Source organism: Mycolicibacter sinensis (assembly GCF_001667375.1).
GTDB classification, from domain to species: Bacteria; Actinomycetota; Actinomycetes; order Mycobacteriales; family Mycobacteriaceae; genus Mycobacterium; species Mycobacterium sinense_A.
This window is the reverse complement of record NZ_LZIN01000038.1, coordinates 14581-36037: the sequence shown is the minus strand read 5'-3', so window position 1 is coordinate 36037 and position 21457 is coordinate 14581. Positions and strand designations below refer to the sequence as shown.

General features: G+C 68.1%; 22 protein-coding genes. 14 read left to right on the top strand and 8 right to left on the bottom strand.

What is annotated here, in order from left to right; translation table 11 throughout:
• Positions 1-14 precede the first annotated feature (14 nt).
• The 3 genes from A5771_RS07825 (at position 15) to A5771_RS07815 (ending at position 1802) form a co-directional block, all read left to right on the top strand.
• Positions 15-251, top strand: coding sequence for an amphi-Trp domain-containing protein (locus A5771_RS07825; protein WP_064854648.1), 237 nt, complete (start codon positions 15-17; stop codon positions 249-251).
• A gap of 60 nt (positions 252-311) precedes the next feature.
• On the top strand, positions 312-1343 hold the full coding sequence (locus tag A5771_RS07820) for an ATP-dependent 6-phosphofructokinase (RefSeq protein ID WP_064854802.1): 1032 nt from the start codon (positions 312-314) through the stop codon (positions 1341-1343).
• A gap of 81 nt (positions 1344-1424) precedes the next feature.
• Complete coding sequence (locus A5771_RS07815; RefSeq protein ID WP_234782994.1) at positions 1425-1802, top strand: hypothetical protein; 378 nt, start codon at positions 1425-1427, stop codon at positions 1800-1802.
• Positions 1803-1806: 4 nt separating this feature from the next.
• Here the strand turns inward: A5771_RS07815 and A5771_RS07810 are convergent, their stop codons facing one another.
• Complete coding sequence (locus A5771_RS07810) at positions 1807-2193, bottom strand: DUF2237 family protein (protein ID WP_064854646.1); 387 nt, start codon at positions 2191-2193, stop codon at positions 1807-1809.
• Between the two features lie 33 nt (positions 2194-2226).
• Here A5771_RS07810 and tenA point away from each other — a divergent pair, with 33 nt between their 5' ends.
• The gene (gene tenA / locus A5771_RS07805) at positions 2227-2895 is read left to right on the top strand and encodes a thiaminase II (protein ID WP_064854801.1); all 669 of its coding nucleotides are present in this window, start codon (positions 2227-2229) and stop codon (positions 2893-2895) included.
• 23 nt (positions 2896-2918) lie between these two features.
• Entirely contained in the window at positions 2919-4421 is a 1503-nt protein-coding gene (gatB, locus tag A5771_RS07800) for an Asp-tRNA(Asn)/Glu-tRNA(Gln) amidotransferase subunit GatB (protein ID WP_064854645.1), read from the top strand.
• A gap of 277 nt (positions 4422-4698) precedes the next feature.
• Here gatB and gjpA read toward each other — a convergent pair whose 3' ends face one another.
• Both gjpA and A5771_RS07790 read right to left on the bottom strand, forming a co-directional pair.
• Positions 4699-5748 carry an outer membrane porin GjpA gene (gjpA, locus tag A5771_RS07795; protein ID WP_064854644.1) on the bottom strand — a complete coding sequence of 350 codons (1050 nt, stop codon included), beginning with the start codon at positions 5746-5748 and terminating at the stop codon, positions 4699-4701.
• A gap of 315 nt (positions 5749-6063) precedes the next feature.
• On the bottom strand, positions 6064-7185 hold the full coding sequence (locus A5771_RS07790; RefSeq protein WP_064854643.1) for a PQQ-dependent sugar dehydrogenase: 1122 nt from the start codon (positions 7183-7185) through the stop codon (positions 6064-6066).
• A gap of 147 nt (positions 7186-7332) precedes the next feature.
• Here A5771_RS07790 and A5771_RS07785 point away from each other — a divergent pair, with 147 nt between their 5' ends.
• Positions 7333-8142: a DoxX family membrane protein gene (locus tag A5771_RS07785; RefSeq protein WP_064854642.1), complete on the top strand. Its 810-nt coding sequence runs from the start codon at positions 7333-7335 to the stop codon at positions 8140-8142.
• A 27-nt stretch (positions 8143-8169) separates the two neighbouring features.
• Here A5771_RS07785 and A5771_RS07780 read toward each other — a convergent pair whose 3' ends face one another.
• Entirely contained in the window at positions 8170-8508 is a 339-nt protein-coding gene (locus A5771_RS07780; protein ID WP_064854641.1) for a PH domain-containing protein, read from the bottom strand.
• A gap of 149 nt (positions 8509-8657) precedes the next feature.
• Here A5771_RS07780 and A5771_RS07775 point away from each other — a divergent pair, with 149 nt between their 5' ends.
• From A5771_RS07775 to A5771_RS07740, 8 genes are all read left to right on the top strand, one after another.
• Entirely contained in the window at positions 8658-9308 is a 651-nt protein-coding gene (locus tag A5771_RS07775) for a TetR/AcrR family transcriptional regulator (protein ID WP_064854640.1), read from the top strand.
• A complete protein-coding gene (locus tag A5771_RS07770) occupies positions 9305-10159 on the top strand; it encodes a metal-dependent hydrolase (protein ID WP_064854639.1) in 855 nt (284 codons plus the stop codon). Before A5771_RS07775 ends, A5771_RS07770 begins: the two co-directional genes overlap by 4 nt.
• Before the next feature lie 205 nt (positions 10160-10364).
• Entirely contained in the window at positions 10365-12230 is a 1866-nt protein-coding gene (locus A5771_RS07765) for an acetolactate synthase large subunit (protein ID WP_064854638.1), read from the top strand.
• Positions 12230-12742 carry an acetolactate synthase small subunit gene (ilvN, locus tag A5771_RS07760; protein WP_064854637.1) on the top strand — a complete coding sequence of 171 codons (513 nt, stop codon included), beginning with the start codon at positions 12230-12232 and terminating at the stop codon, positions 12740-12742. The genes A5771_RS07765 and ilvN overlap by 1 nt, the downstream gene beginning before the upstream one ends.
• Positions 12743-12787: 45 nt before the next feature.
• Entirely contained in the window at positions 12788-13789 is a 1002-nt protein-coding gene (gene ilvC, locus A5771_RS07755) for a ketol-acid reductoisomerase (protein WP_207545408.1), read from the top strand.
• Between the two features lie 139 nt (positions 13790-13928).
• Positions 13929-15404 (top strand): biotin carboxylase, encoded by a 1476-nt coding sequence (locus A5771_RS07750; RefSeq protein WP_064854635.1) that lies wholly within the window; start codon positions 13929-13931, stop codon positions 15402-15404.
• Positions 15405-15448: 44 nt separating this feature from the next.
• A complete protein-coding gene (gene serA, locus A5771_RS07745; protein ID WP_064854634.1) occupies positions 15449-17035 on the top strand; it encodes a phosphoglycerate dehydrogenase in 1587 nt (528 codons plus the stop codon).
• Complete coding sequence (locus A5771_RS07740) at positions 17032-18048, top strand: 3-isopropylmalate dehydrogenase (protein ID WP_064854633.1); 1017 nt, start codon at positions 17032-17034, stop codon at positions 18046-18048. The genes serA and A5771_RS07740 overlap by 4 nt, the downstream gene beginning before the upstream one ends.
• Here A5771_RS07740 and A5771_RS07735 read toward each other — a convergent pair.
• From A5771_RS07735 to A5771_RS07720, 4 genes are read right to left on the bottom strand one after another with little or no spacing between them, the layout of a single operon-like run.
• On the bottom strand, positions 18045-19250 hold the full coding sequence (locus A5771_RS07735; protein ID WP_064854632.1) for an MFS transporter: 1206 nt from the start codon (positions 19248-19250) through the stop codon (positions 18045-18047). The genes A5771_RS07740 and A5771_RS07735 overlap by 4 nt on opposite strands.
• The gene (locus A5771_RS07730; protein WP_064854631.1) at positions 19247-19930 is read right to left on the bottom strand and encodes a GntR family transcriptional regulator; all 684 of its coding nucleotides are present in this window, start codon (positions 19928-19930) and stop codon (positions 19247-19249) included. The genes A5771_RS07735 and A5771_RS07730 overlap by 4 nt, the downstream gene beginning before the upstream one ends.
• Positions 19927-20646: a maleate cis-trans isomerase family protein gene (locus A5771_RS07725; protein ID WP_064854630.1), complete on the bottom strand. Its 720-nt coding sequence runs from the start codon at positions 20644-20646 to the stop codon at positions 19927-19929. The genes A5771_RS07730 and A5771_RS07725 overlap by 4 nt, the downstream gene beginning before the upstream one ends.
• Complete coding sequence (locus A5771_RS07720; protein WP_064854629.1) at positions 20643-21410, bottom strand: maleate cis-trans isomerase family protein; 768 nt, start codon at positions 21408-21410, stop codon at positions 20643-20645. Before A5771_RS07720 ends, A5771_RS07725 begins: the two co-directional genes overlap by 4 nt.
• Between the last annotated feature and the right edge of the window lie 47 nt (positions 21411-21457).

Genomic DNA, 21457 nt, shown 5'->3' with positions numbered 1-21457 from the left:
CGTACCCTGGCGGTATGGGAGAAGTCACGATTCACGAGGAAGAACGGATGATGAGTCGGGCCGAGGCCGCCGCAGACCTGCGTCGCCTCGCCGACGAACTGGAAGCCGGCACGATCACCTACGGTGCCGGCGGCACGCTCGACGTGCCCGAGGCGCTCGAGCGCGAGATCGAGATCGAGCGCGAGGACAAGGGCAGCAGGGTCAAATACGAGGTCGAGTTCGAACTGGGGTGGTCGGTCCCCAAGGCCTGAGCCGGGCGAGATCCGGCCAACAGCGGAACCGACAGGCGGCCACCCGGCAAGATGGATCTCATGCGGATCGGAATCCTCACCGGTGGCGGTGACTGTCCCGGCTTGAACGCGGTGATCAGGGCGGTGGTGCGCACCTGCGATTCCCGCTACGGCTCGTCGGTGGTGGGATTCCAGGACGGCTGGCGCGGCTTGCTGGAGAACCGGCGAATCCAGCTGGCCAACGACGACCGCAACGACCGATTGCTGGCCAAGGGCGGCACCATGCTCGGCACGGCCCGGGTGAACCCGGACAAGTTGCGCGCCGGCCTGGCCCAGGTCAAGGCAACCCTCGACGACAACGGCATCGACGTGCTCATCCCCATCGGCGGAGAGGGCACGCTGACCGCGGCGCACTGGCTGTCACAGGAGGACGTGCCGGTGGTCGGGGTGCCCAAAACCATCGATAACGACATCGACTGCACCGATCTCACCTTCGGGCACGACACCGCCCTGGAGGTCGCCACCGCGGCCATCGACCGGCTGCATTCGACCGCCGAATCCCACCAGCGGGTGATGCTGGTCGAGGTGATGGGCCGCCACGCCGGCTGGATCGCACTCAATGCCGGCCTGGCCTCCGGTGCGCACATGACGTTGATCCCCGAGCAACCCTTCGATGTCGAAGAAGTGTGCCGGCTGGTCAAGCAGCGCTTCCAGCACGGCTCGTCGCACTTCATCTGCGTCGTCGCCGAAGGAGCCAAACCCGCCGCCGGATCGATGGAGCTACGGGCCGGCGGCATCGACGAGTTCGGCCACGAACGATTCACCGGGGTCGCCGCGCAATTGGCCGTCGAGATCGAGCGGCGGGTCAAGAAAGAGGTGCGCACCACCGTGCTGGGGCATGTGCAGCGCGGCGGCACCCCGACCGCCTACGACCGGGTGCTGGCCACCCGCTTCGGTGTGAACGCCGCCGACGCCGCTCACGCCGGTGAGTACGGAATGATGGTGTCGCTGCAGGGCCAGGAGATCGGCAGGGTCGCGTTGGCCGACGCGGTGCGCCAGCTCAAGGTGGTACCGCAGAGCCGCTATGACGACGCGGCGGCGTTTTTCGGGTAGTTCGCGTTTGTGCATCACCTGTTGGGGAAATAGTCACCGAATGGTCGATGCGTGTTCGGCGGACTACGGTTCGCTAGCCGGATGGACGAACGTCGGGGGGCGCGAATGGGGAAGCTGTTGCGGATGGCCGCGGCGCTGTGCGCCGTGCCGGTAGTGCTGGCCCCAGCGGCCCCGGCGCACGCCAGCGGCGACGCGGTGAGCGGATACGTCGACGAGCACGGTGGCGAGGTCTGCGCGTTCATGAGCGACCAGCCGACTCTGGCGGGCGTCAAACACGCCGTCGACCACATCCTGGCTACTTCCGGTTTGCCTCAGGACCAGACCGGACAGTTGCTGGCCGGGTCGGTGATGGCAGACTGCCCCCAATACGGCGAGCTGGTAGAGCAGTTCGTCTGGTACGTCCATCACCGTCAGCAGCAGCAACAAAACGGCGGTATCGGCGCCGTGCTCGGCTCGTAGCGGATCACAGATCGCCCAGGTCGTCAGGCACGTCAACGGCATAGGCGCGCAGCACATCCAGCGGAACGACGTCGAGGGTGCGTTCATGGGTGGCGGCGAGCACCACCGGAGCTGCCCGCCCGTCACGATGCGCCCGAAGCCAATTCACCGCGGTGACACACCAGCGGTCACCGGGGGCCAGGCCCGGAAACCGATAGGCGGGCATCGGCGTGGACAGGTCATTGCCGATCGAGCGCTGGTGCTCGAGGAACTCGGCGGTAACCACCGCGCAAATGGTATGCAGCCCAATGTCTTCCGGACCCGACGAACAGCAGCCGTCCCGGTAGAAACCGGTGATCGGGTCACTGCCGCATGGTTGTAGCGGATCGCCCAATACGTTGCGCTCGGACATCCGGCCAGTTTAGTGGGCGGGCTACGGTGGGTCATGGTCAATCGCACACGTGACGCACTCTGGGACCAGGCCGCCGATATCTACCGGCGAATCTGCGCACACCCGTTCATCACCGGACTCACCGACGGGTCCTTGGGCCACGACCAATTCCGCTACTACATCGTCCAGGACGACCACTACCTGCGGGCCTACGCGCGGGCGCTGGCGGGCTGTGCGGCCAAGGCGCCGCTCGAGGCGGAGCTGACGATGTTCGCCGAGCACGTCGGCGTGGCGATCGCCGCCGAGACCGAGCTGCACGCCGGGCTACTCACCGACCTGGGGCTCGACGCCGGCGCGGCCGCGGCGGTTCCGGCCGGCCCGACCACCCAGGCCTACGCCAGTTACCTGCTGGCCGTCACCGCGTCCGGCTCTTACCCCGAAGCCGTCGCGGCGGTGCTGCCCTGCTACTGGATCTACGCCCGGGTCGGCGAACACCTGCAGCGTCACGGCTCGCCCGAGCCGCTGTTCCAACGCTGGATCGACACCTACGCCGGCCAGGAGTTCCAGGAGGTGGTCGATGCGGTGCTCGCGGTCACCGACCGGGTCGGTGCGGACGCGTCACCGGCCGAGCGGGAACTGATGCGCCGGCATTTCCACACCACCGCCCGCTACGAGTGGATGTTCTTCGACGCGGCCTACCGGATGGAGGACTGGCCGGTGTGACGGGGTCACCTAGACTTTCGGCCATGACCGCTGCTGTCGCCGAACTGCTCGACTACGACGACGTCGTCGCCCGCTTCGACCCGGTGCTGGGCCTGGAGGTGCATGTCGAGCTGTCCACGGCCACCAAGATGTTCTGCGGGTGCTCTACCGCATTCGGCGCCGAACCCAACACCCAGGTGTGCCCGGTGTGCCTGGGCCTGCCCGGTTCGCTGCCGGTGCTCAACGCCGCCGCGGTCGAATCGGCGATCCGGATCGGGCTGGCGCTGAACTGCGAGATCGCCTCCTGGTGCCGGTTCGCCCGCAAGAACTACTTCTATCCCGACCAGCCGAAGAACTACCAGATCTCCCAGTACGACGAGCCGATCGCGTTCAACGGTCACTTGGACGTGCCACTGGAGGACGGTTCGGTGTGGCGGGTGGACATCGAACGTGCCCACATGGAGGAGGACACCGGCAAGCTCACTCACGTGGGCAGCGACACCGGCCGCATCGAGGGCGCCAGCGAGTCCCTGGTGGACTACAACCGGGCCGGCGTTCCCCTGATCGAGATCGTCACCAAGCCGATCACCGGCGCCGGTGAGCGTGCCCCGCAGATCGCCCGGGCGTATGTGACCGCGCTGCGGGATCTGCTGCGCTCCCTGGACGTCTCCGATGTGCGGATGGACCAGGGATCGATGCGCTGTGACGCCAATGTGTCATTGATGCCTACCGGGACAACGGAATTCGGAACCCGTACCGAGACCAAGAACGTCAACTCGCTCAAGAGCGTCGAAGTGGCGGTCAGCTACGAGATGCGTCGCCAGGCCGCGGTGCTGACCGGCGGTGGCACCGTCATCCAAGAGACCCGGCACTTCCACGAGGCGGGCTACACCAGCCCGGGACGGGCCAAGGAGACCGCTGAGGACTACCGCTACTTCCCCGAGCCCGACCTGGAGCCGGTAGCGCCGAGCGCCGAGCTGGTTGAGCAGCTGCGCGGCACCATCGGTGAGCTGCCGTGGCTGGCCCGCAAGAAGATTCAAGACGAGTGGGGCGTCTCCGACGAGGTGATGCGGGATCTGGTCAATGCGGGCGCGGTCGAGTTGGTGGCGGCCACCGTGGCAGCCGGGGCCTCCAGCGAGGCGGCCCGGGCCTGGTGGGGAAACTTCCTGGTGCAGAAGGCCAACGAAGCCGGTGTCGAACTCGACGCCCTGGCGATCACGCCGGCGCAGGTCGCCGAGGTGGTGTCGCTGGTGGAGTCGGGCGAGCTGTCCAACAAGCTGGCCCGCCAGGTGGTCGAAGGAGTGCTCGCCGGGGAGGGGGAGCCGGCCCAGGTGATGACCGACCGCGGCCTGGTCGTGGTCCGCGACGACTCGGTGATCCAAGCGGCGATCGACGATGCGCTGGCCGCCAATCCCGATGTGGCCGAGAAGATCCGGGGCGGCAAAGTGCAGGCCGCCGGCGCCATCGTGGGCGCGGTGATGAAAGCCACCAAGGGCCAGGCCGACGCCGCCCGGGTGCGGGAACTGGTGCTGAAAGCCTGCGGGTAGTCCGGCCGCCTCAGTCGGCGGCGGCGGCGCCGGCGATCTGCGGCAGATGACGGACTCGCTGGTTGCTCCGGTGGTCGAAGATGAACTGCAGCCACCGCACGTCGATCAACATCGTGTCGTCGTCCTTTTCGCTAGGTGACTCCCAAGTTAAAGCCGATATTTAAGGCCGCGGGGGCGCAGTCGGTAAAGCTTCTGTGAGAACCGATCGCACGCTACCGACGACGAAAGTGGCCCCCTCCGCGATCGGAGGGGGCCACTCGTGGGCTGGAGAACGGGCCTACAGGCCGATCGAACCCATCAGGTCGGCGAGCAGGTCGGTGCCGACCGCGCTGCCACCGGCGGCCACATCGTCGAGCGGATTGCTCACGCCGTCCCAGCCGAGAGCGTGGGCGATGATCTCTTCCAGGCTTTGCCACGCGCCCAGCAGCCCGACGCCTTGGCCCTCAACCACCAGCGGGAAGCCCATGAGGCCGGTGGTCAGCCCCAATCCGTTGATGATCGAGCCGCCGATGCCGGGGGAGCTGCCGTCGGAGATCAGGTTGACGAAGCCCTCGACGTCGCTGCCGGTGAGACCGGGGGACAGCAGGCCGCCGAAGGTGTAACTGAGCGCGGTGACGTCCAGGTCTTCGGGCAGCAGGCCGGCCTCGGTCAGGCTGGGCAGCAGCGCATCCAGGTTGAGGGTGGCCCCGTTGAGGAGTCCGCCGAGCATGTTGGCCGGGAGGTTGGCCATGTCCTGCAGCGCCGCCGTCCAATCCGGGTTGTCGCCGGACAACGCGGTGCTGATCTCGGTAACGCCGTTGTAGAGCGCAACCAGCGGGCTGATGCTCGGGGCGAGCGCGCCGATCAGCACCCCGCTGAGCGGTGATGCCAGGAAAGAGAGAACCGGCGTGAGCTCATCGGTGCTGAGGGGGAAGTCGTCGGGCATGTACTGCGGCATCACCAGGGTGATCAGTGCCTGCAGCGCGTCGTTGCTCAACAGCAGCGGTGACATCGGCAGGTCGGTCTCCATGCTGGGCTGCACGACGGCGTCGATGACGGCCTGCGGGTCGATCGACACGCCGTTGATCAGGTTGGCGATCAGCTGCTGGCTGGCCATCATCGGAGCCGCCGACACGGCGTCCCACAGCGTGGTGGCGTTGGTCTTGGCGGTGTCGAACACGTCCTGCCAGGCTCCGAACGGATCGAAGTCGGCCGTCAGCGCCACCGCGGATGAGTGCGCGGCAGGCAGGGTCGGCAGCGGCGCGGTGACCGGGATGGCGGCGATGGCGCCGGCGCCGACGAGCGCCGCGCCGGCGACGATCCACGGTGAGCGAACAACGTATTGCATGGGTCTCCTCATTACGGTTTCTGTGACGGGTCGCACAGCTTACGAAAGGTTACTTGAAAGTAGTTTAGGAGGCCAACCACCGTCGGGATTGTGACGCGGCCGACGGGGACGCGTCGGACAGCGGTCTATATTTTCGGAGTCGACCCAAATGAATACCTGGTCAAACAGATTTTTAGTCGATTATTGCGGGCAGTCTGCGGACCGGCGAGAGCCGTGCCGTTCGTGCAATCCGTCCGACCTGCAGGGGTTGTCCCGTCGATTGCAAAGATTGCTCTGAGTCGACCTATTGCAAGCTCAGGTCAATGCGCGACCGGATCAGTCCTTGTCGTCATTGGCGCGCGGGAAGCCGCCGCCGGACGGGAACAGCGGGAACACGACGTCGTCGAGCTTCTCCGCGTCACCGGCGGTCTTGTTCACCGTCGCGCCCCAGACGTTGCCGTCCGGCGACATCTTGACGGCCCAGACGTGGCCGTGGGAGTCCTGGCGCATGACCTCCGGCTCGCTGGTGACCGAACCGGTACCCGACGCCATGCGCACGGCGACGGTCTGTTTGGTGTTGATCAGGTTGACCAGCACGATGCCGTCCATCGCGGCACACCCGGCGATGCCGGGCTTGTCCGGCCAGGTCCACACCGTCGACACCTGGGAGTCCTTGGTGATGCGCTGCAGGCGGTCGCCGCTCGGGCTGCGGTCGGTGACGTAGAGCGAGCCGTCGACGCGATCGACGCACAGGCCCCCGCCAGCGCCCAGCCCACTCAGCGCGGTGGTGGGGGCGGCCTGGCCGATTGTGGTGGGTTGCTCGATGCGCAGCACCTTCCCCGCCGTCGATCCCGGGTCGGCCGCCGCGGCCGGATTGCCCGCGTCGCCGGTCAGCACCACCAGGGTGGTCGGGCTGGTGAAGACCAGCGCGCCGGTGTTTCCGGTCGCGCCCTTGGGGATCCCGGTCAGGATGTCCTTGGGCACATCGCCGTCGGCGACCCGGATCACCCGGTTGTCGGTGGGGGTGCTGATGTAGGCGTACATCAACCGGTCCTGGGCGTACGTCGGCGACAGCACGATGTCCATCAACCCGCCGTCGCCGGCCGGGTCGACGCCGATAACGGTCTTCACCTTGGGTTCGGCGGTCAGCGAGATCTCCTTGACCGCGCCGGTGGTCCGCTCGGCGACCAGCGCCGATTTGCTGTCGGCGTGCATGATCAGGCCGCTGGTGCTCTCCAGGCACCCCTGCATCACCCCGGGCGCCGGGCACTGCTTGGGGAAGGGGTTGGCCGGCAGGGGTGGCGGCGGCGGGGGCGTCGTGGTGGGCGCCATCCCGCGGCGGGGCACGGTGGTGAAGGGCTGGGACTGCGCGTCGTCGAAGTGCGCGCAACCGGTCAGAATCAGTAGGGCCGCGCCCAAGACGACAGGCACCCGGTGAACCGCCCCGCGCATCCGCATGCCCGCCAGGTTACGGACACCGGGCCCGGGTCCGCCACGAAGCCCGTTGTAGCGCGGCGTCGTCGAGGTCGCACCGGGCCGGAATCGATTCGCTAACGAAGCCGTTCAAATCCCCAATCCCGCCGGGGTTGCCCTTACCCTTGCAGGGTGAAGAGTCAAGGTGAGGGCTCACACTGGCGTCGGCCGGGTGGAGCTGCCGACGCAGGCAAAGGACGTCCCGAGTCGGCACGTCTGGTAGATCCGGAGGACGACATGCCATCGCCGACTTATACCGGTGATTTCGAGACTGCGGCTATCCCGCCCTATGACCCGACCGGCTCGCGTCCCCTCGGCGGCGACTACAACCCGCTGCCGTATGCCGAACCGCAGGCCCCCGCCGGGCGGGTGCCCGGTCCGGTCGGCGCTGACACCGACGATCCATTTCGGGTGGTGGACCGGCGCGGAACCCAAGATCTGGGCCTGCTGATCCTGCGGGTGGGCCTGGGCGTGCTGCTGGTAGCCCACGGTCTGCGCCAGCTGTTCGGCTGGTGGGGCGGCCAAGGCGTGACCGGATTCAAGAGTTCGATCGCCGACGCCGGCTACCAGCACGCCGACATCCTGACCTACGCCGCCGGCGGCGGGCAGATCGCCGCCGGGCTGCTGCTGGTGCTGGGTCTGTTCACCCCGCTGGCCGCGGCCGGCGCCCTGGCGTACCTGATCAACGGCGTGCTCGCCGGCGTCTCGTCGCAGAGCCCGGGCCGCTTCGAGTTCTTCCTGCCCGACGGTCACGAATTCCACCTGATGCTGATCGTGGTGGCGGTGGCGATCGTGCTGGTCGGACCGGGCCGGTACGGGCTTGACGGGGACCGGGGTTGGGCCCGGCGCCCGTTCATCGGGTCGATCGCGGCGTTGCTGCTCGGGATCGCCGGCGGCGTGGCGATGTGGATCTTCCTCAACGGGGCGAACCCGATCGGCTGAACCCGGCTGGAACCGCCGTAGCACGGTTCAGCGATACGGGTTGGGTACCCGCCCGCCACTGGCTTCGGTGAGCAGCGGCAGGGTGGCGAAGCTGACCGCCGGCAAGCGCAGTTGCTCGCCGTCGTGCAGATGCGCCCGCGCCCACGACCCCCGGTTGAACCCCAGCCCGGCAATGTCGTCCCAGTCCACCGAGCGGCTGCCGAGCAGGTTCCGCACGGTGACCTGATGTGCGTCGGCTACGGTCCGCCACCGGGCGATCAACGCCGAGGCCAGCACTGGCAACACCAGTACCGGCGCGGTGACCGGCCAGGTCAGGACCGGTATCAGCAGGCCCAGGGCCAGGAAACCGACCGCGAAGTGGGCCATCGGCGAGAGTCGGATCACCAACGGTGCGGGATCGGGGGAGTGGGAGGCCACCCTCGCATGATGTCACCGCCGGTCCCGGTAGTGCGCTCGCAGCCGAAAGCCCCCATAAAAATATTGACTACTTATTTTAAGTAGCGCAGGATGGCCCCATGGCGCCGACCAGACCTCGCCGGACCCAGGCGGAGCGGACCGCGGGAACCCGGCACGCGCTGCTGGACGCGACGCTTGACGCACTGGTCGAGCTCGGCTTCAAGGGCACCACGACCACGGAGGTGGCCCGTCGCGCCGGGGTGTCGGTGGGGGCGCTGCAAGGGCACTTCCCGAGCAAGATCGGGCTGCTGACCGCCGCCATCGAGTTCGCGCTGAATCGCCGGATCGAGGAGTTCGAGATCTTGATGGCCGGCCTCGACCCCGCCGCCGACAAGCTCGACGAGGCATTCGACCTGCTGTGGTCGATGTTCTCCGGTCCCACCTTCACCGCAACGCACGAATTGTGGGTGGCGGCTCGGACCGACCCCGATCTGGCGCCGGCGATCATCGAAACCGACCGGCAGTTCGCGGAGGCCTGCGAACGGGTGTACGCCCAACTGCTGGCCCCCGCCGGCCCGGACAGTACCGCCACGCCGCAGTCGCGCGTCGGGCTGCAGATGGCTTTCGCGCTCATGAACGGCCTGGCGATGTCGCGCCTGATCGACGGCTACGAACCGTTGGCCGCCAACGACATTCTCGACACTTTCAAGACGCTGGCCCGACCGCTGGTGGCCGGCCCGGCAGACCGACAACCCGAGAGAGAGTCATGACCGCCAACGAGAACCGCCACCCGGCGGTACAGCCGCGTCGCATCCGGTTCAACTACCCGGTGGCGGCCCTGGATCGCCACTTCGTCCAGGGTGACCTGGTGATGAGCCACATGATCGCGCACCTGTCGGCGGTGTTCCCCGAGGGCGAGGACTTCTTCATTCGTTCGGTGCGTCGCTACGCCGACCAGATCACCGACCCCGACCTCAAAGATCAGGTCAAGGGATTCATCGGCCAGGAGGTCACCCACGGGCGCGAGCACCGTGCACTCAATGAGCGACTGCATGAGATGGGTTACCCGACCCGCAGGATCGACCGGCTGGTGAACCGCCGCCAGAAAGCCATCGAACGACGGTTCTCCCCGCTGACGTGCCTTGCCATCACTGCCGCGCTCGAACATTTCACCGCCGTGTTCGCCGAGACCCTGCTCACTGATGAGCGGGCCCAGGCCCTGCTCGGCAACACCGAAGTGCGATCCATGCTGCTATGGCACGCCATCGAGGAATCCGAGCACCGCTCGGTGGCCTTCGACGTCTATCGCGCGGTCGGGGGTGACGAGACCCGGCGCATCCGGACGATGCGGATAATCCGCTTCAGTTTTCCCCTCGCTGTCGTGACGAACACCCTCATCTCGCTCTTCGCCGACCGGGCCGCCTATCACCCGGTGCGACTCGTCCGCAGTTTTGCGGCCCTGCGGCACTCGCCGTTCTTGACTCGCGCAGTCTTCCGCCGGCTGGGGGAGTACATGCGGCCTGGCTTCCACCCCGACGACCACGACAACACCGCGCTACTGGAGCAGTGGACGGCGGCGCTGTTCGGTGAGCAAGGAGTGCTCGCCGGCCATTTGCACTGAAGTACACCGACCGAGTCATTTGACGCCCGGTCGGTGCAGCGACTACCGTCTTTGGCTATGGACAACGGCATGCTCGTAGTAACCCCCTGCGCGTTGGTTGTTGCCTGAGCTTTCAACCACCAACGCGCAACCCTCGTGCAGCAGCTGAGCTGGCGGGGGTTTTTTGTTGCCACCAGTCCAGTTCACCAGAGACAAAGAGGAAACCGTGAGCGCACCCACCACGCGACCGTCGCAGCGGTCGGCCGCAACCGAGGGGCCGCAGCCGGCCTACGGGGCCCCCTCCGCCGAGAAAGCCAAACCCGCGGTCCGGCGCGTCGCACCCGAGCAGCTGACCGGCGCCCAGTCGGTGATCCGGTCGCTGGAGGAACTCGACGTCGACGTCATCTTCGGTATCCCCGGTGGAGCGGTGTTGCCGGTCTATGACCCGCTGTTCGACTCCAAGAAACTGCGCCACGTGCTGGTCCGTCACGAGCAGGGCGCCGGGCACGCCGCCAGTGGCTATGCGCACGCCACCGGGCGGGTCGGGGTCATGATGGCCACCTCGGGGCCGGGTGCCACCAACCTGGTCACCCCGCTGGCCGACGCGCAGATGGACTCGATCCCGGTGGTCGCCATCACCGGTCAGGTCGGGCGGTCCTTGATCGGCACCGATGCCTTCCAGGAGGCCGACATCTCCGGCATCACCATGCCGATCACCAAGCACAATTTCCTGGTCCGCAACGGCGACGACATCCCCCGGGTGATCGCCGAGGCATTCCACATCGCGGCAAGCGGACGGCCTGGAGCAGTTCTGGTTGATATCCCCAAGGACATCCTGCAGGGCCAGTGCACCTTCGCCTGGCCGCCGAAGCTGGACCTGCCCGGCTACAAGCCCACCACCAAACCGCACAACCGGCAGATCCGGGAGGCCGCCAGGCTGATCGCCGCGGCGCGCCGGCCGGTGCTCTACACCGGCGGCGGGGTGATCCGCGGCGACGCCTGCGCGGAGCTGCGTGAGCTGGCCGAGCTGACCAACATCCCGGTGGTCACCACCTTGATGGCGCGCGGCGCCTTCCCGGACAGTCACCGCCAGCACCTGGGCATGCCCGGCATGCACGGCACGGTGTCGGCGGTGGCCGGCCTGCAGCGCTCTGATCTGCTGATCACCCTCGGCGCCCGCTTCGACGACCGGGTCACCGGCCAGCTGGACTCGTTCGCCCCGGACGCCAAGGTCATCCACGCCGACATCGACCCGGCCGAGATCGGCAAGAACCGGCATGCCGACGTGCCGATCGTGGGCGACGTCAAGGCCGTCATCACCGAATTGATCGCCGCGCTGCGCACCGAGAAGCTGGCGCTGGACCTGGATGAGTGGTGGGCCTACCTCGACGACGTGCGCTCCACCTATCCGCTGAGCTACGGCCCGCAGAGCGACGGCAGCCTCGGCCCGGAGTTCGTGATCGAGAAATTGGGCCAGATCGCCGGACCCGAGGCGCTGTACGTCGCCGGCGTGGGCCAGCACCAGATGTGGGCGGCGCAGTTCGTCAAGTACGAGAAGCCGCGCACCTGGCTGAACTCCGGGGGACTGGGCACCATGGGCTTCGCGATCCCGGCGGCGATGGGGGCCAAGATGGGCCGCCCGGACGCCGAGGTGTGGGCGATCGACGGCGACGGCTGCTTCCAGATGACCAACCAGGAGCTGGCGACCTGCGCGATCGAGGGCATCCCGATCAAGGTCGCGCTGATCAACAACGGCAACCTGGGCATGGTGCGGCAGTGGCAGACCCTGTTCTACGGGGAGCGGTACAGCCAGACCGACCTGGCCACCCACTCGCACCGCATTCCCGACTTCGTGATGCTGGCCGAGGCGTACGGCTGCGTCGGATTGCGTTGCGACCGTGAAGAAGACGTCGAAGACGTGATCAAGGCGGCCCGGGCGATCACGGACCGCCCGGTGGTGATCGACTTCATCGTCGGCGCCGACGCGCAGGTGTGGCCGATGGTGGCCGCCGGCACCAGCAACGACGAGATCCAGGCCGCCCGCGGTATCCGGCCGCTGTTCGACGACGAAGACAACGAAGGACACGCCTGATGACCACCGCCTGGAAGACGCACACCCTCTCGGTGCTGGTCGAGGACAAGCCCGGCGTGCTCGCCCGGGTCGCCGCGCTGTTCTCCCGGCGCGGCTTCAACATCGAGTCACTGGCCGTCGGCGCCACCGAGACCAAGAACATGTCGCGGATGACGATCGTCGTCTCGGTGGAGGACACCCCGCTGGAGCAGATCACCAAGCAGCTCAACAAACTGATCAACGTCATCAAGATCGTCGAGCAGGAAGACGACAACTCGGTCTCCCGCGAGATCGCGCTGATCAAGGTCCGCGCCGACGCCGGTACCCGCGGGCAGATCGTCGAGGCGGTGAACCTGTTCCGCGCCAGGGTGATCGACGTCTCGCCGGAATCGCTGATCATCGAAGCCACCGGCACCCCGGCCAAGTTCGAGGCGCTGCTGCGGGTGCTGGAGCCCTATGGCATCCGCGAGATCGTCCAATCGGGTCTCGTATCGTTGTCCCGCGGTCCACGCGGCATCGGCACGACCAAATAGTCCCCCAGAAAAGATAGAAAGAAGTGACACAAAGTGGCAGTTGAGATGTTCTACGACGACGACGCCGACCTGTCGATCATCCAGGGCCGCAAGGTCGGTGTGATCGGCTACGGCAGCCAGGGCCACGCGCACTCGCTGAGCCTGCGCGACTCCGGCGTGCAGGTGAAGGTGGGCCTCAAGGAGGGCTCCAAGTCGCGGGCCAAGGTCTCCGAACAGGGCCTGGAGGTCGACACCCCGGCCGAGGTCGCCAAGTGGGCCGACGTGATCATGCTGCTGGCGCCCGACACCGCGCAGGCCGAGATCTTCACGAACGACATCGAGCCCAACCTGAAGGCGGGTGACGCACTGTTCTTCGGCCACGGCCTGAACATCCATTTTGGCCTGATCAAGCCGGCCGCCGACATCACCGTCGGGATGGTCGCACCGAAGGGGCCGGGGCACCTGGTGCGCCGCCAGTTCGTCGACGGCAAGGGCGTGCCCTCGCTGATCGCGGTCGCCCAAGACCCGACCGGCGCCGGTGAGGCGCTGGCGCTGTCGTACGCCAAGGGCATCGGCGGCACCCGGGCCGGCGTCATCAAGACCACCTTCAAGGAGGAGACCGAGACCGACCTGTTCGGTGAGCAGGCCGTGCTGTGCGGCGGCACCGAGGAGTTGGTCAAGGCCGGCTTCGAGGTCATGGTCGAGGCCGGCTACGCCCCGGAGATGGCCTACTTCGAGGTGCTGCACGAGCTCAAGCTGATCGTCGACCTAATGTACGAGGGCGGCATCGCCCGGATGAACTACTCGGTTTCCGACACCGCGGAGTACGGCGGCTATCTGTCCGGGCCGCGGGTGATCGACGCCGACACCAAGCAGCGGATGCGCGACATCCTCTCCGACATCCAGGACGGCACCTTCGTCAAGCGCCTGGTCGCCAACGTCGAAGGCGGCAACAAGGAACTCGAGGGGCTGCGCAAGGCCAACGCCGAGCACCCGATCGAGGTCACCGGCAAGAAGCTGCGCGACCTGATGAGCTGGGTGGACCGGCCCATCACCGAGACGGCCTAGTCACCCTCTGCGCCACCTTCTGCGCGAGCGTGCGTGTCCCCGGTCCGACACTCCGTGCCGAGACCGGGACTACGCACGCTCGCGCGGCGGTCGGGGCCGATTTTCTCGCTATGCACGGCGGCCGGTGCAGACTTGAGGGATGCACGCCGGTGGGTCGCAGCCCGAGCCGCGCCCCCCGCTGCGCGGGTTGTCCGACATCCGCGCGTTCTTTCACACCAACACCGTCCCGCTGTACTTCATCTCGCCGACCCCGTTCAACCTGCTCGGCATCGACCGCTGGGTGCGCAACTTCTTCTACCTGACGTACTTCGACTCGTTCGAAGGCGAGCATCCGCGGGTGTTCGTCCCCCGCCGGCGCAACCGGATGGACTTCGACTCCATGCAGGATGTGTGCAATTACCTGCTGCGTGATCCGGAGACACTCGAGTTCATCGCGCACCAAGGGCCCGGCGGCAAGGCCTGCTTCGTGATGCTCGACGAGGCGACCCAGGCTCTGGCCCACGAAGTGGAGCTGGAGGTCATGCAGCCGGGATGGGAGCTGCGGCATCGTCTGGGTTCCAAGATCGTCATGACGCGCCTGGCTCAGCAGGCGGGCGTGTCGAGCGTGCCCCATGTGATCGGGCGGGCCGGTTCCTATGACGACCTGTTGGCGCTGGCCCACGGTGCCGGGCTGGGGGAGAACCTCGTCGTCCAGGCCGCCTACGGCGACGCCGGCACGACGACGTACTTTCTGCGCGGCCAACGCGACTGGGACCGGTATGCCGAGGCCCTAGTCGGACAGGAACTCAAGGTGATGAAGCGCATCCGCAATGTCGAGGTGTGCCTGGAGGGCGCGCTGACCCGGCACGGCACCGTGGTCGGCCCGGCCATGACCAGCTTGGTCGGCTATTCAGAGCTGACCCCGTACAAGGGCGGGTGGTGCGGCAATGACGTGTGGCGCGGGGCGCTGACACCGCCGCAGACGCACGCCGCGCGGGAGATGGTGAGCAAGCTGGGCGGCTGTTTGGGGCGCGAGGGATACCGTGGCTACTTCGAGGTGGACCTGCTGCGCGACCTGGACTCCGGCGAGCTGTATCTCGGCGAGGTGAATCCCCGTCTGAGCGGAGTGAGCCCGATGACGAACCTGACCACCGAGGCCTACGCCGACGTGCCGTTGTTCCTGTTCCACCTGCTCGAATACCTGGACGTGGAATACGACCTCGACGTCGACGAGCTCAACTCGCGCTGGGAACGCGGCTACGGCGACGACGACGTCTGGGGGCAGCTGATGATCTGGGAGACCTCCTCGCACGTCGAGCTGCTGACCGCGACGCCGCGCACCGGGGTGTGGCGGCTCGACGACGACGGACGGGTGTTGTTTGCCCGTCCCGCCAACGACTGGGCTTCGCTGATGGACGAGTCGGAGGCGTTCTACATGCGCATCGCGGCGCCCGGCGATGTGCGCTGCAAGGGCGCCGAACTCGGCGTGCTGGTCACCCGCGGGCACCTGCAGACCAAGGACTATCGGCTCACCGAGCGGTGCCGGCGCTGGGTCGCTGGCATCAAGGCCCACTTCCGCTCGACTCGCCTGACCCCGGGTGAACCGACCGTCCCGCGGCTCGTGGCGAGGGCGTGACCGCCCGGCTTCGGCGTCCAGGCAGCCATCGTTAGGCTGTTCGGGTGACTCTGCCCGTGGTTCTGATCGCTGACAAACTTTCCCAATCCACCGTGGCCGCCCTGGGTGACCAGGTCGAAGTGCGCTGGGTCGACGGCCCGGACCGGGAGAAGCTGCTGGCGGCCGTCCCCGACGCCGACGCCTTGCTGGTGCGCTCGGCAACCACCGTCGATGCCGAGGTACTCGCCGCCGGCACCAAGCTCAAGATCGTGGCGCGCGCCGGTGTCGGCCTGGACAACGTCGACGTCGACGCCGCCACCGCGCGCGGCGTGCTGGTGGTCAACGCTCCGACCTCGAACATCCACAGCGCCGCCGAGCACGCGATCGCGCTGATGCTGGCCGCCGCCCGACAAATCCCGGCCGCCAACGCCTCCCTGCACGGCCGCGAGTGGAAGCGCTCGTCGTTCTCGGGCACCGAGATCTTCGACCACACCGTCGGCGTGGTCGGACTGGGCCGGATCGGCCAGCTGGTCGCGGCGCGCCTGGCCGCGTTCGGCGCGCACATCGTCGCCTATGACCCGTACGTGTCGGCCGCGCGGGCCGCCCAGCTGGGCATCGAGCTGCTGTCGCTGGATGAGCTGCTGGCCCGCGCCGACTTCATCTCGGTGCACCTGCCCAAGACCCCCGAGACGGCGGGCCTGATCGGTAAGGAGGCGCTGGCCAAGACCAAGCCGGGGGTGATCATCGTCAACGCCGCCCGCGGCGGGCTGATCGACGAGGCCGCCCTGGCCGAGGCCATCGCCGGCGGCCATGTCCGCGGCGCCGGCCTGGACGTGTTCGCCACCGAGCCGTGCACCGACTCGCCACTGTTCGACCTGCCGCAGGTGGTGGTGACCCCGCACCTGGGCGCCTCCACCTCCCAGGCACAAGACCGGGCCGGCACCGATGTCGCCAAGAGCGTGAAGCTGGCGCTGGCCGGCGAATTCGTGCCGGACGCGGTCAACGTCGGCGGCGGCGCGGTCAACGAGGAGGTCGCACCCTGGCTGGACCTGGTGCGCAAGCTCGGCCTGCTGGCCGGCGTGCTTTCCGATGGGCCGCCGGTCTCCCTGAGCGTGCAGGTACGCGGCGAGCTGGCGTCCGAAGATGTTGGAATACTGAAGCTTTCGGCCCTGCGCGGACTGTTCTCGGCGGTCATCGAGGACCCGGTGACGTTCGTCAACGCGCCGGCCCTGGCCGCCGACCGCGGGGTGGACGCCGAGATCGGCACCGCCTCCGAAAGTCCCAACCATCGCAGCGTCGTCGAACTGCGGGCCGTCACCGCCGACGGGTCGGCGGTCATGGTGGCCGGCACGCTGTCCGGTCCGCAGCTGGTGGAGAAGATCGTCACCGTCAACGGCCGCAACTTCGATCTGCGGGCCGAGGGCGTCAACCTGATCATCAACTACTCCGATCAGCCCGGCGCGCTGGGCAAGATCGGCACCCTGCTGGGATCGGCGGGTATCAACATCCATGCCGCGCAGCTCTCCGAAGACGCCGAGGGGCCGGCGGCGACGATCCTGCTGCGGGTGGACCGCCCGGTGCCCGCCGAGGTGCAGTCGGCGATCAGTGCGGCCGTCAGCGCCAACGTGATTGAGCAGGTCGACCTGTCATGAGCGTCAAACTCGCGGTCATCCCCGGTGACGGCATCGGCCCGGAGGTCATCGCCGAAGCCGTGAAGGTGCTCGACGCGGTGCTGCCCGGCACCGAGAAGACCAGCTACGACCTGGGCGCCAAGCGCTATCACGCCACCGGTGAGGTGCTGCCGGACTCGGTGCTCGACGAACTCCGGGGCCACGACGTGATCCTGCTCGGGGCGATCGGCGACCCGTCGGTGCCCTCGGGCGTGCTCGAGCGCGGCCTGTTGCTGCACGCCCGGTTCGCCCTGGACCACCACGTCAACCTGCGCCCCAGCCGGCTCTACCCGGGGGTGACAAGCCCGCTGGCCGATCCGCCGGCCATCGACTTCGTGGTGGTGCGCGAAGGCACCGAGGGCCCCTACACCGGCAACGGCGGGGCGCTGCGGGTCGGCACCGAGCACGAGGTCGCCACCGAGGTCAGCGTCAACACCGCCTACGGCGTGGCTCGGGTGGTGCGCTTCGCGTTCGAGAAGGCGCGCGCCCGGCGCAAGCACCTGACCCTGGTGCACAAGAACAATGTGCTGACCTACGCCGGGTCGCTGTGGACGCGCACGGTGGCCGAGATCGGCAAGGACTATCCGGACGTCGAGACGGCCTACACCCACGTCGACGCCGCCACCATCTACCTGGTCACCGATCCCGGCCGGTTCGATGTGATCGTCAGCGACAACCTGTTCGGCGACATCATCACCGACCTGGCCGGGGCGGTGTGCGGCGGAATCGGGCTGGCGGCCAGCGGCAACATCGACGCCACCGGAGCCAATCCGTCGATGTTCGAGCCGGTGCACGGCAGCGCCCCCGACATCGCCGGGCAGGGCATCGCCGACCCGACCGCGGCGGTGACGTCAGTGGCCATGCTGCTCAACCACATCGGTGAGCACGCCGCCGCCGACCGGGTGGACGCGGCCGTCGAGAAGCACCTGGCTACCCGCGGCGGGCAGAAGCTGTCCACCGTCGCCACCGGCGACCGGATCCTGGGACTGCTCTAAGCATTCCGCGTTCGCTCTTCGGGGTCGGCGGGCACCACCGGCAGCGCGGCCAGCGGGAACAGCGCGCAGACCGCGAACGCCAGGGGATAGCCGGCCACGCCGATCAGGGTGCCGAACAACGGCGGCGCCAACCCGCCCGCGAAGTGTTGGCTGGTGTTCTGGGCGCCCAACGCCCGCCCACTCCAGAATGGGCCGGCGATCTCGGCGATCGCGGTGAACGCCAATCCGTTGTCCGACACCGTGATCACCGACGCCACCACGATGAGCGCCACACTGATCGGCGAGCCGGCCCAGGCGGCCACCGCGAGCGCCAGCATGGTCAGCGCAGCGGCGACGGCGATGGTGCGCACCGGCTGTAGCCGGGACCCGACCCGATCCGACCAGCGTCCGGCCCCGATCCGGCCTGCCGCTCCCAACAGTTGGCTGACGGTGACCAGGACGCCGGCCGCGCCAGCCGACCAGCCCCGCTCGGACATCAGCCACACCAGCATGAACGTCCACACCATGACCTGCGGCACCACCAGCAGCACCGACATCGCGTGGATCCGCACCAGCAACACCGACCCGCGGTAGGGGTTGGCCAGGTGCTCGGGCGGTGCGCCGGTGCGCGGTGGACGAGACGGGTCAGTTACCCCCACCGCGCAGGCCAGCGCCGCCACCGCACACACCGCAGCCGGGAACAGCAACGCCACGCCGATGCCGTGGTGTTCGGCCAGGCGCGGAATCACCAAGGCGCCCAGCGCGACTCCCAAGGGTTGTGCGGTCTGTCGGATGCCCATCGCCATGCCGCGCTGATGCGCGGGAAACCATCCCACCACCAGTCGGCCGCTCGCGGTGTTGCTGCTGGCCGCCGCCATTCCGCCCAGCAGCAGGAAGGCGCCGGTCGCGGTAAGCGAGCCCCCTGAAGAAGCGGTCGCGGCTCCGAATGCCGCCAGCGCGGTCAGCGCCGAGCCCGTTACCAGCACCAGCCGCTCACCCAGCCGGTCCACCAGATAACCCCAGGCGATCAGCGTCATCACCAAACCGAAGCTCGGCAACGAGGACAGCAGCCCGGCCCGAGCCAGATCCAGGCCGCGGTCGCTGTGCAGGGTGGGGATGAGGAACGCCACACCGTTGATGAACACGCTGGCGCACATGGTGGCCGTCAGTGCCAATCCCAGGATCGACCAGCGGCGCGCGCTACTTATCGCGTCAGCGGTCACCCGGTGATCGTCGCACGCCGCACCAGCAGCCGGCGGACCGCATCGTCCATGTGCTCCTCGATCAGCCGGATCGCGACGGCTTCGTTGCCGTCGCCGATCGCCTTGCGCAACACCACATGTTCGGTGACCTGTTCACCCAGGTCGGGGTAGGCCTCTTCGAGTTCGCCGAGCAGGATCCGGGTCTCCGACAACAGGGTGCGCATCGCCCGGTGCAACCGTGGGCTGCCCGCACAATCGACGAGCACCTCGTGGAACTCCTGGTCGGCGTCGGCCACTGCGGCCTCGTCACCCCGGGTGGCGGCAACCCGCATGGCCTCCACCGGTGCGCGCAGCCGGGTCGCGGCGGCCCCCGGATCGCCGTGCAGCACTTCGGTCACGGCGGCCCGTTCAATGGTCTTGCGTGCCTGGTAGACATCGCGCACGTCGTCGTCGGTGAGCTCGACGACGAAGATGCCCCGATTGCGTTCGCTGCGCAGCAGCCCCTCGGCCACCAGACGCTGCATCGCTTCGCGCAACGGACCGCGGGACACTTCGAACTGCGCGGCCAAACTCGCCTCGCCGAGCTGCTGGCCCGGCGCCAGCCGGCCGCGGATGATCGCCGCGCGGAGCCGCTCGGCAATCAGCTCCGGCGTGGAGGGCCTGCTCAACGGCTCGAACCCGGCGTCTCGTGACAGTGTCATGGGCTGACCTCGAACAACTTGCCGAGACCCGTTGCCCGCCCCGCTATTCCGGCGATGCGCAGACCCTCCCACACCGTCACCGCGTTGGCGGTCAGCACCGGCTTGCCGAGCAGCCGCTCGAGCTCGTCGACCTGGGCGATGGTGTGCATGGCGGTGTCGGGGATCAACAGCGCATCGGTGCCCGGCACGTCATTGCCCAGCGCGAGGTCCCGGATCTGCGACCGGGTGAGGCGGCCGACCTCGGCGGCGGTGGGGATACCGGCATCTCCCATCGCCGCAACGGTGACACCATGGGCGGCGATGAAATCCGCGAACAGTTCGGCGATGTCGCGCGGATAGCTGGCGGCGACCGCAACGCGTCGGCAGCCCAAAGCGGCCAGGGCGTGTACGAAGGCGAACGACGTGCTCGAGGCGGGCACCCCGGCCTCGGCGGCCAGCCGGTCGACCTGGTCGGCGGCGCCGCCGGGGCCGAACACGAAGCTGCCCGAGGTGCAGGCCCAGACCACGGCGGCGGGCCGCCGCGGCGCCAGCAGCGCGGCGCCCTGCGCGAGCTTGGCCGGGCTGCCGAGATCCATCAGCTCCGGCACGGCGTGCAGGTCGGTGCCGTAGATGTGCACGACGGGTAGTTCTATCCCGAGCAGCCGGCCGGCGTGGCCGTAGTCGGATTCCGCGGCGTGATCAGGATAGATAAAACCCACGCAGCCGACGCCGCTCATGGCGGGGCTCCGGTGAAGACGTCCCGCAGCCATTTGCCGGGGCCCATCATCGGCAGGTTCATCCGGCCCAGGCACGCCCACATCGTCAGTTGGTTCGCCGTCAGGATCGGCTTGCCGAGCATCTCCTCCAGCGGCGCGATGATGTCGTAGGTGCGCAGATTGGTGCAGCTGACGAAGATCGCCTGGGCGTCGGGACGGTCGGCGGCGAGAATCCGTTCGGCCACCGTCCGGTAGTTCACCTTCCAGATGCCGCCGCCCAGGCCGAGGTGATCCGAGTGCAGCACGGTCACCCCCAGCTCGGTCAAGAATGCCCGCAGCAGATCGGTGAGTTCGGCGTCGTAGGGGGTCAGCACGGACACCCGGGAGATGTCCAGCGCGATGAGCGCCTCGGCCAGTGCCCCCGAGGTGGTGACCGCGGCCTCGGCGCCCGCCGTTTCGATCGCGGTGACCAGGGTCTTCTCGTAGTCGACGCCGCGGATGAAGCTGCCCGATGCGCACAGGTAGGCGACCACCTCCGGCTCGACGTGCAGAACGTCGCGGGTGGCGGCCTGCAGGTGGTTGGTGTCGGAGACCAGTTCGGCCATCGCCCGGCTCACCGGCACCGGTTCGTAGTGGGTGCGCGCCAGGTGCAGCGCCACCTCGGCGGGGATCCAGCGCCACAGCTCACGCTCGATCGCCAGATCGAAGGGCGCGATGATGCCGACATCGCGCTGATCGACCAGCCCGTCGAAATCCGGCACTCCCGGAAACAGGGACAGATCCATGGGTTTCCCCATACTGACGTTCCACCCCCAGGCCAGCCCTGGATTGT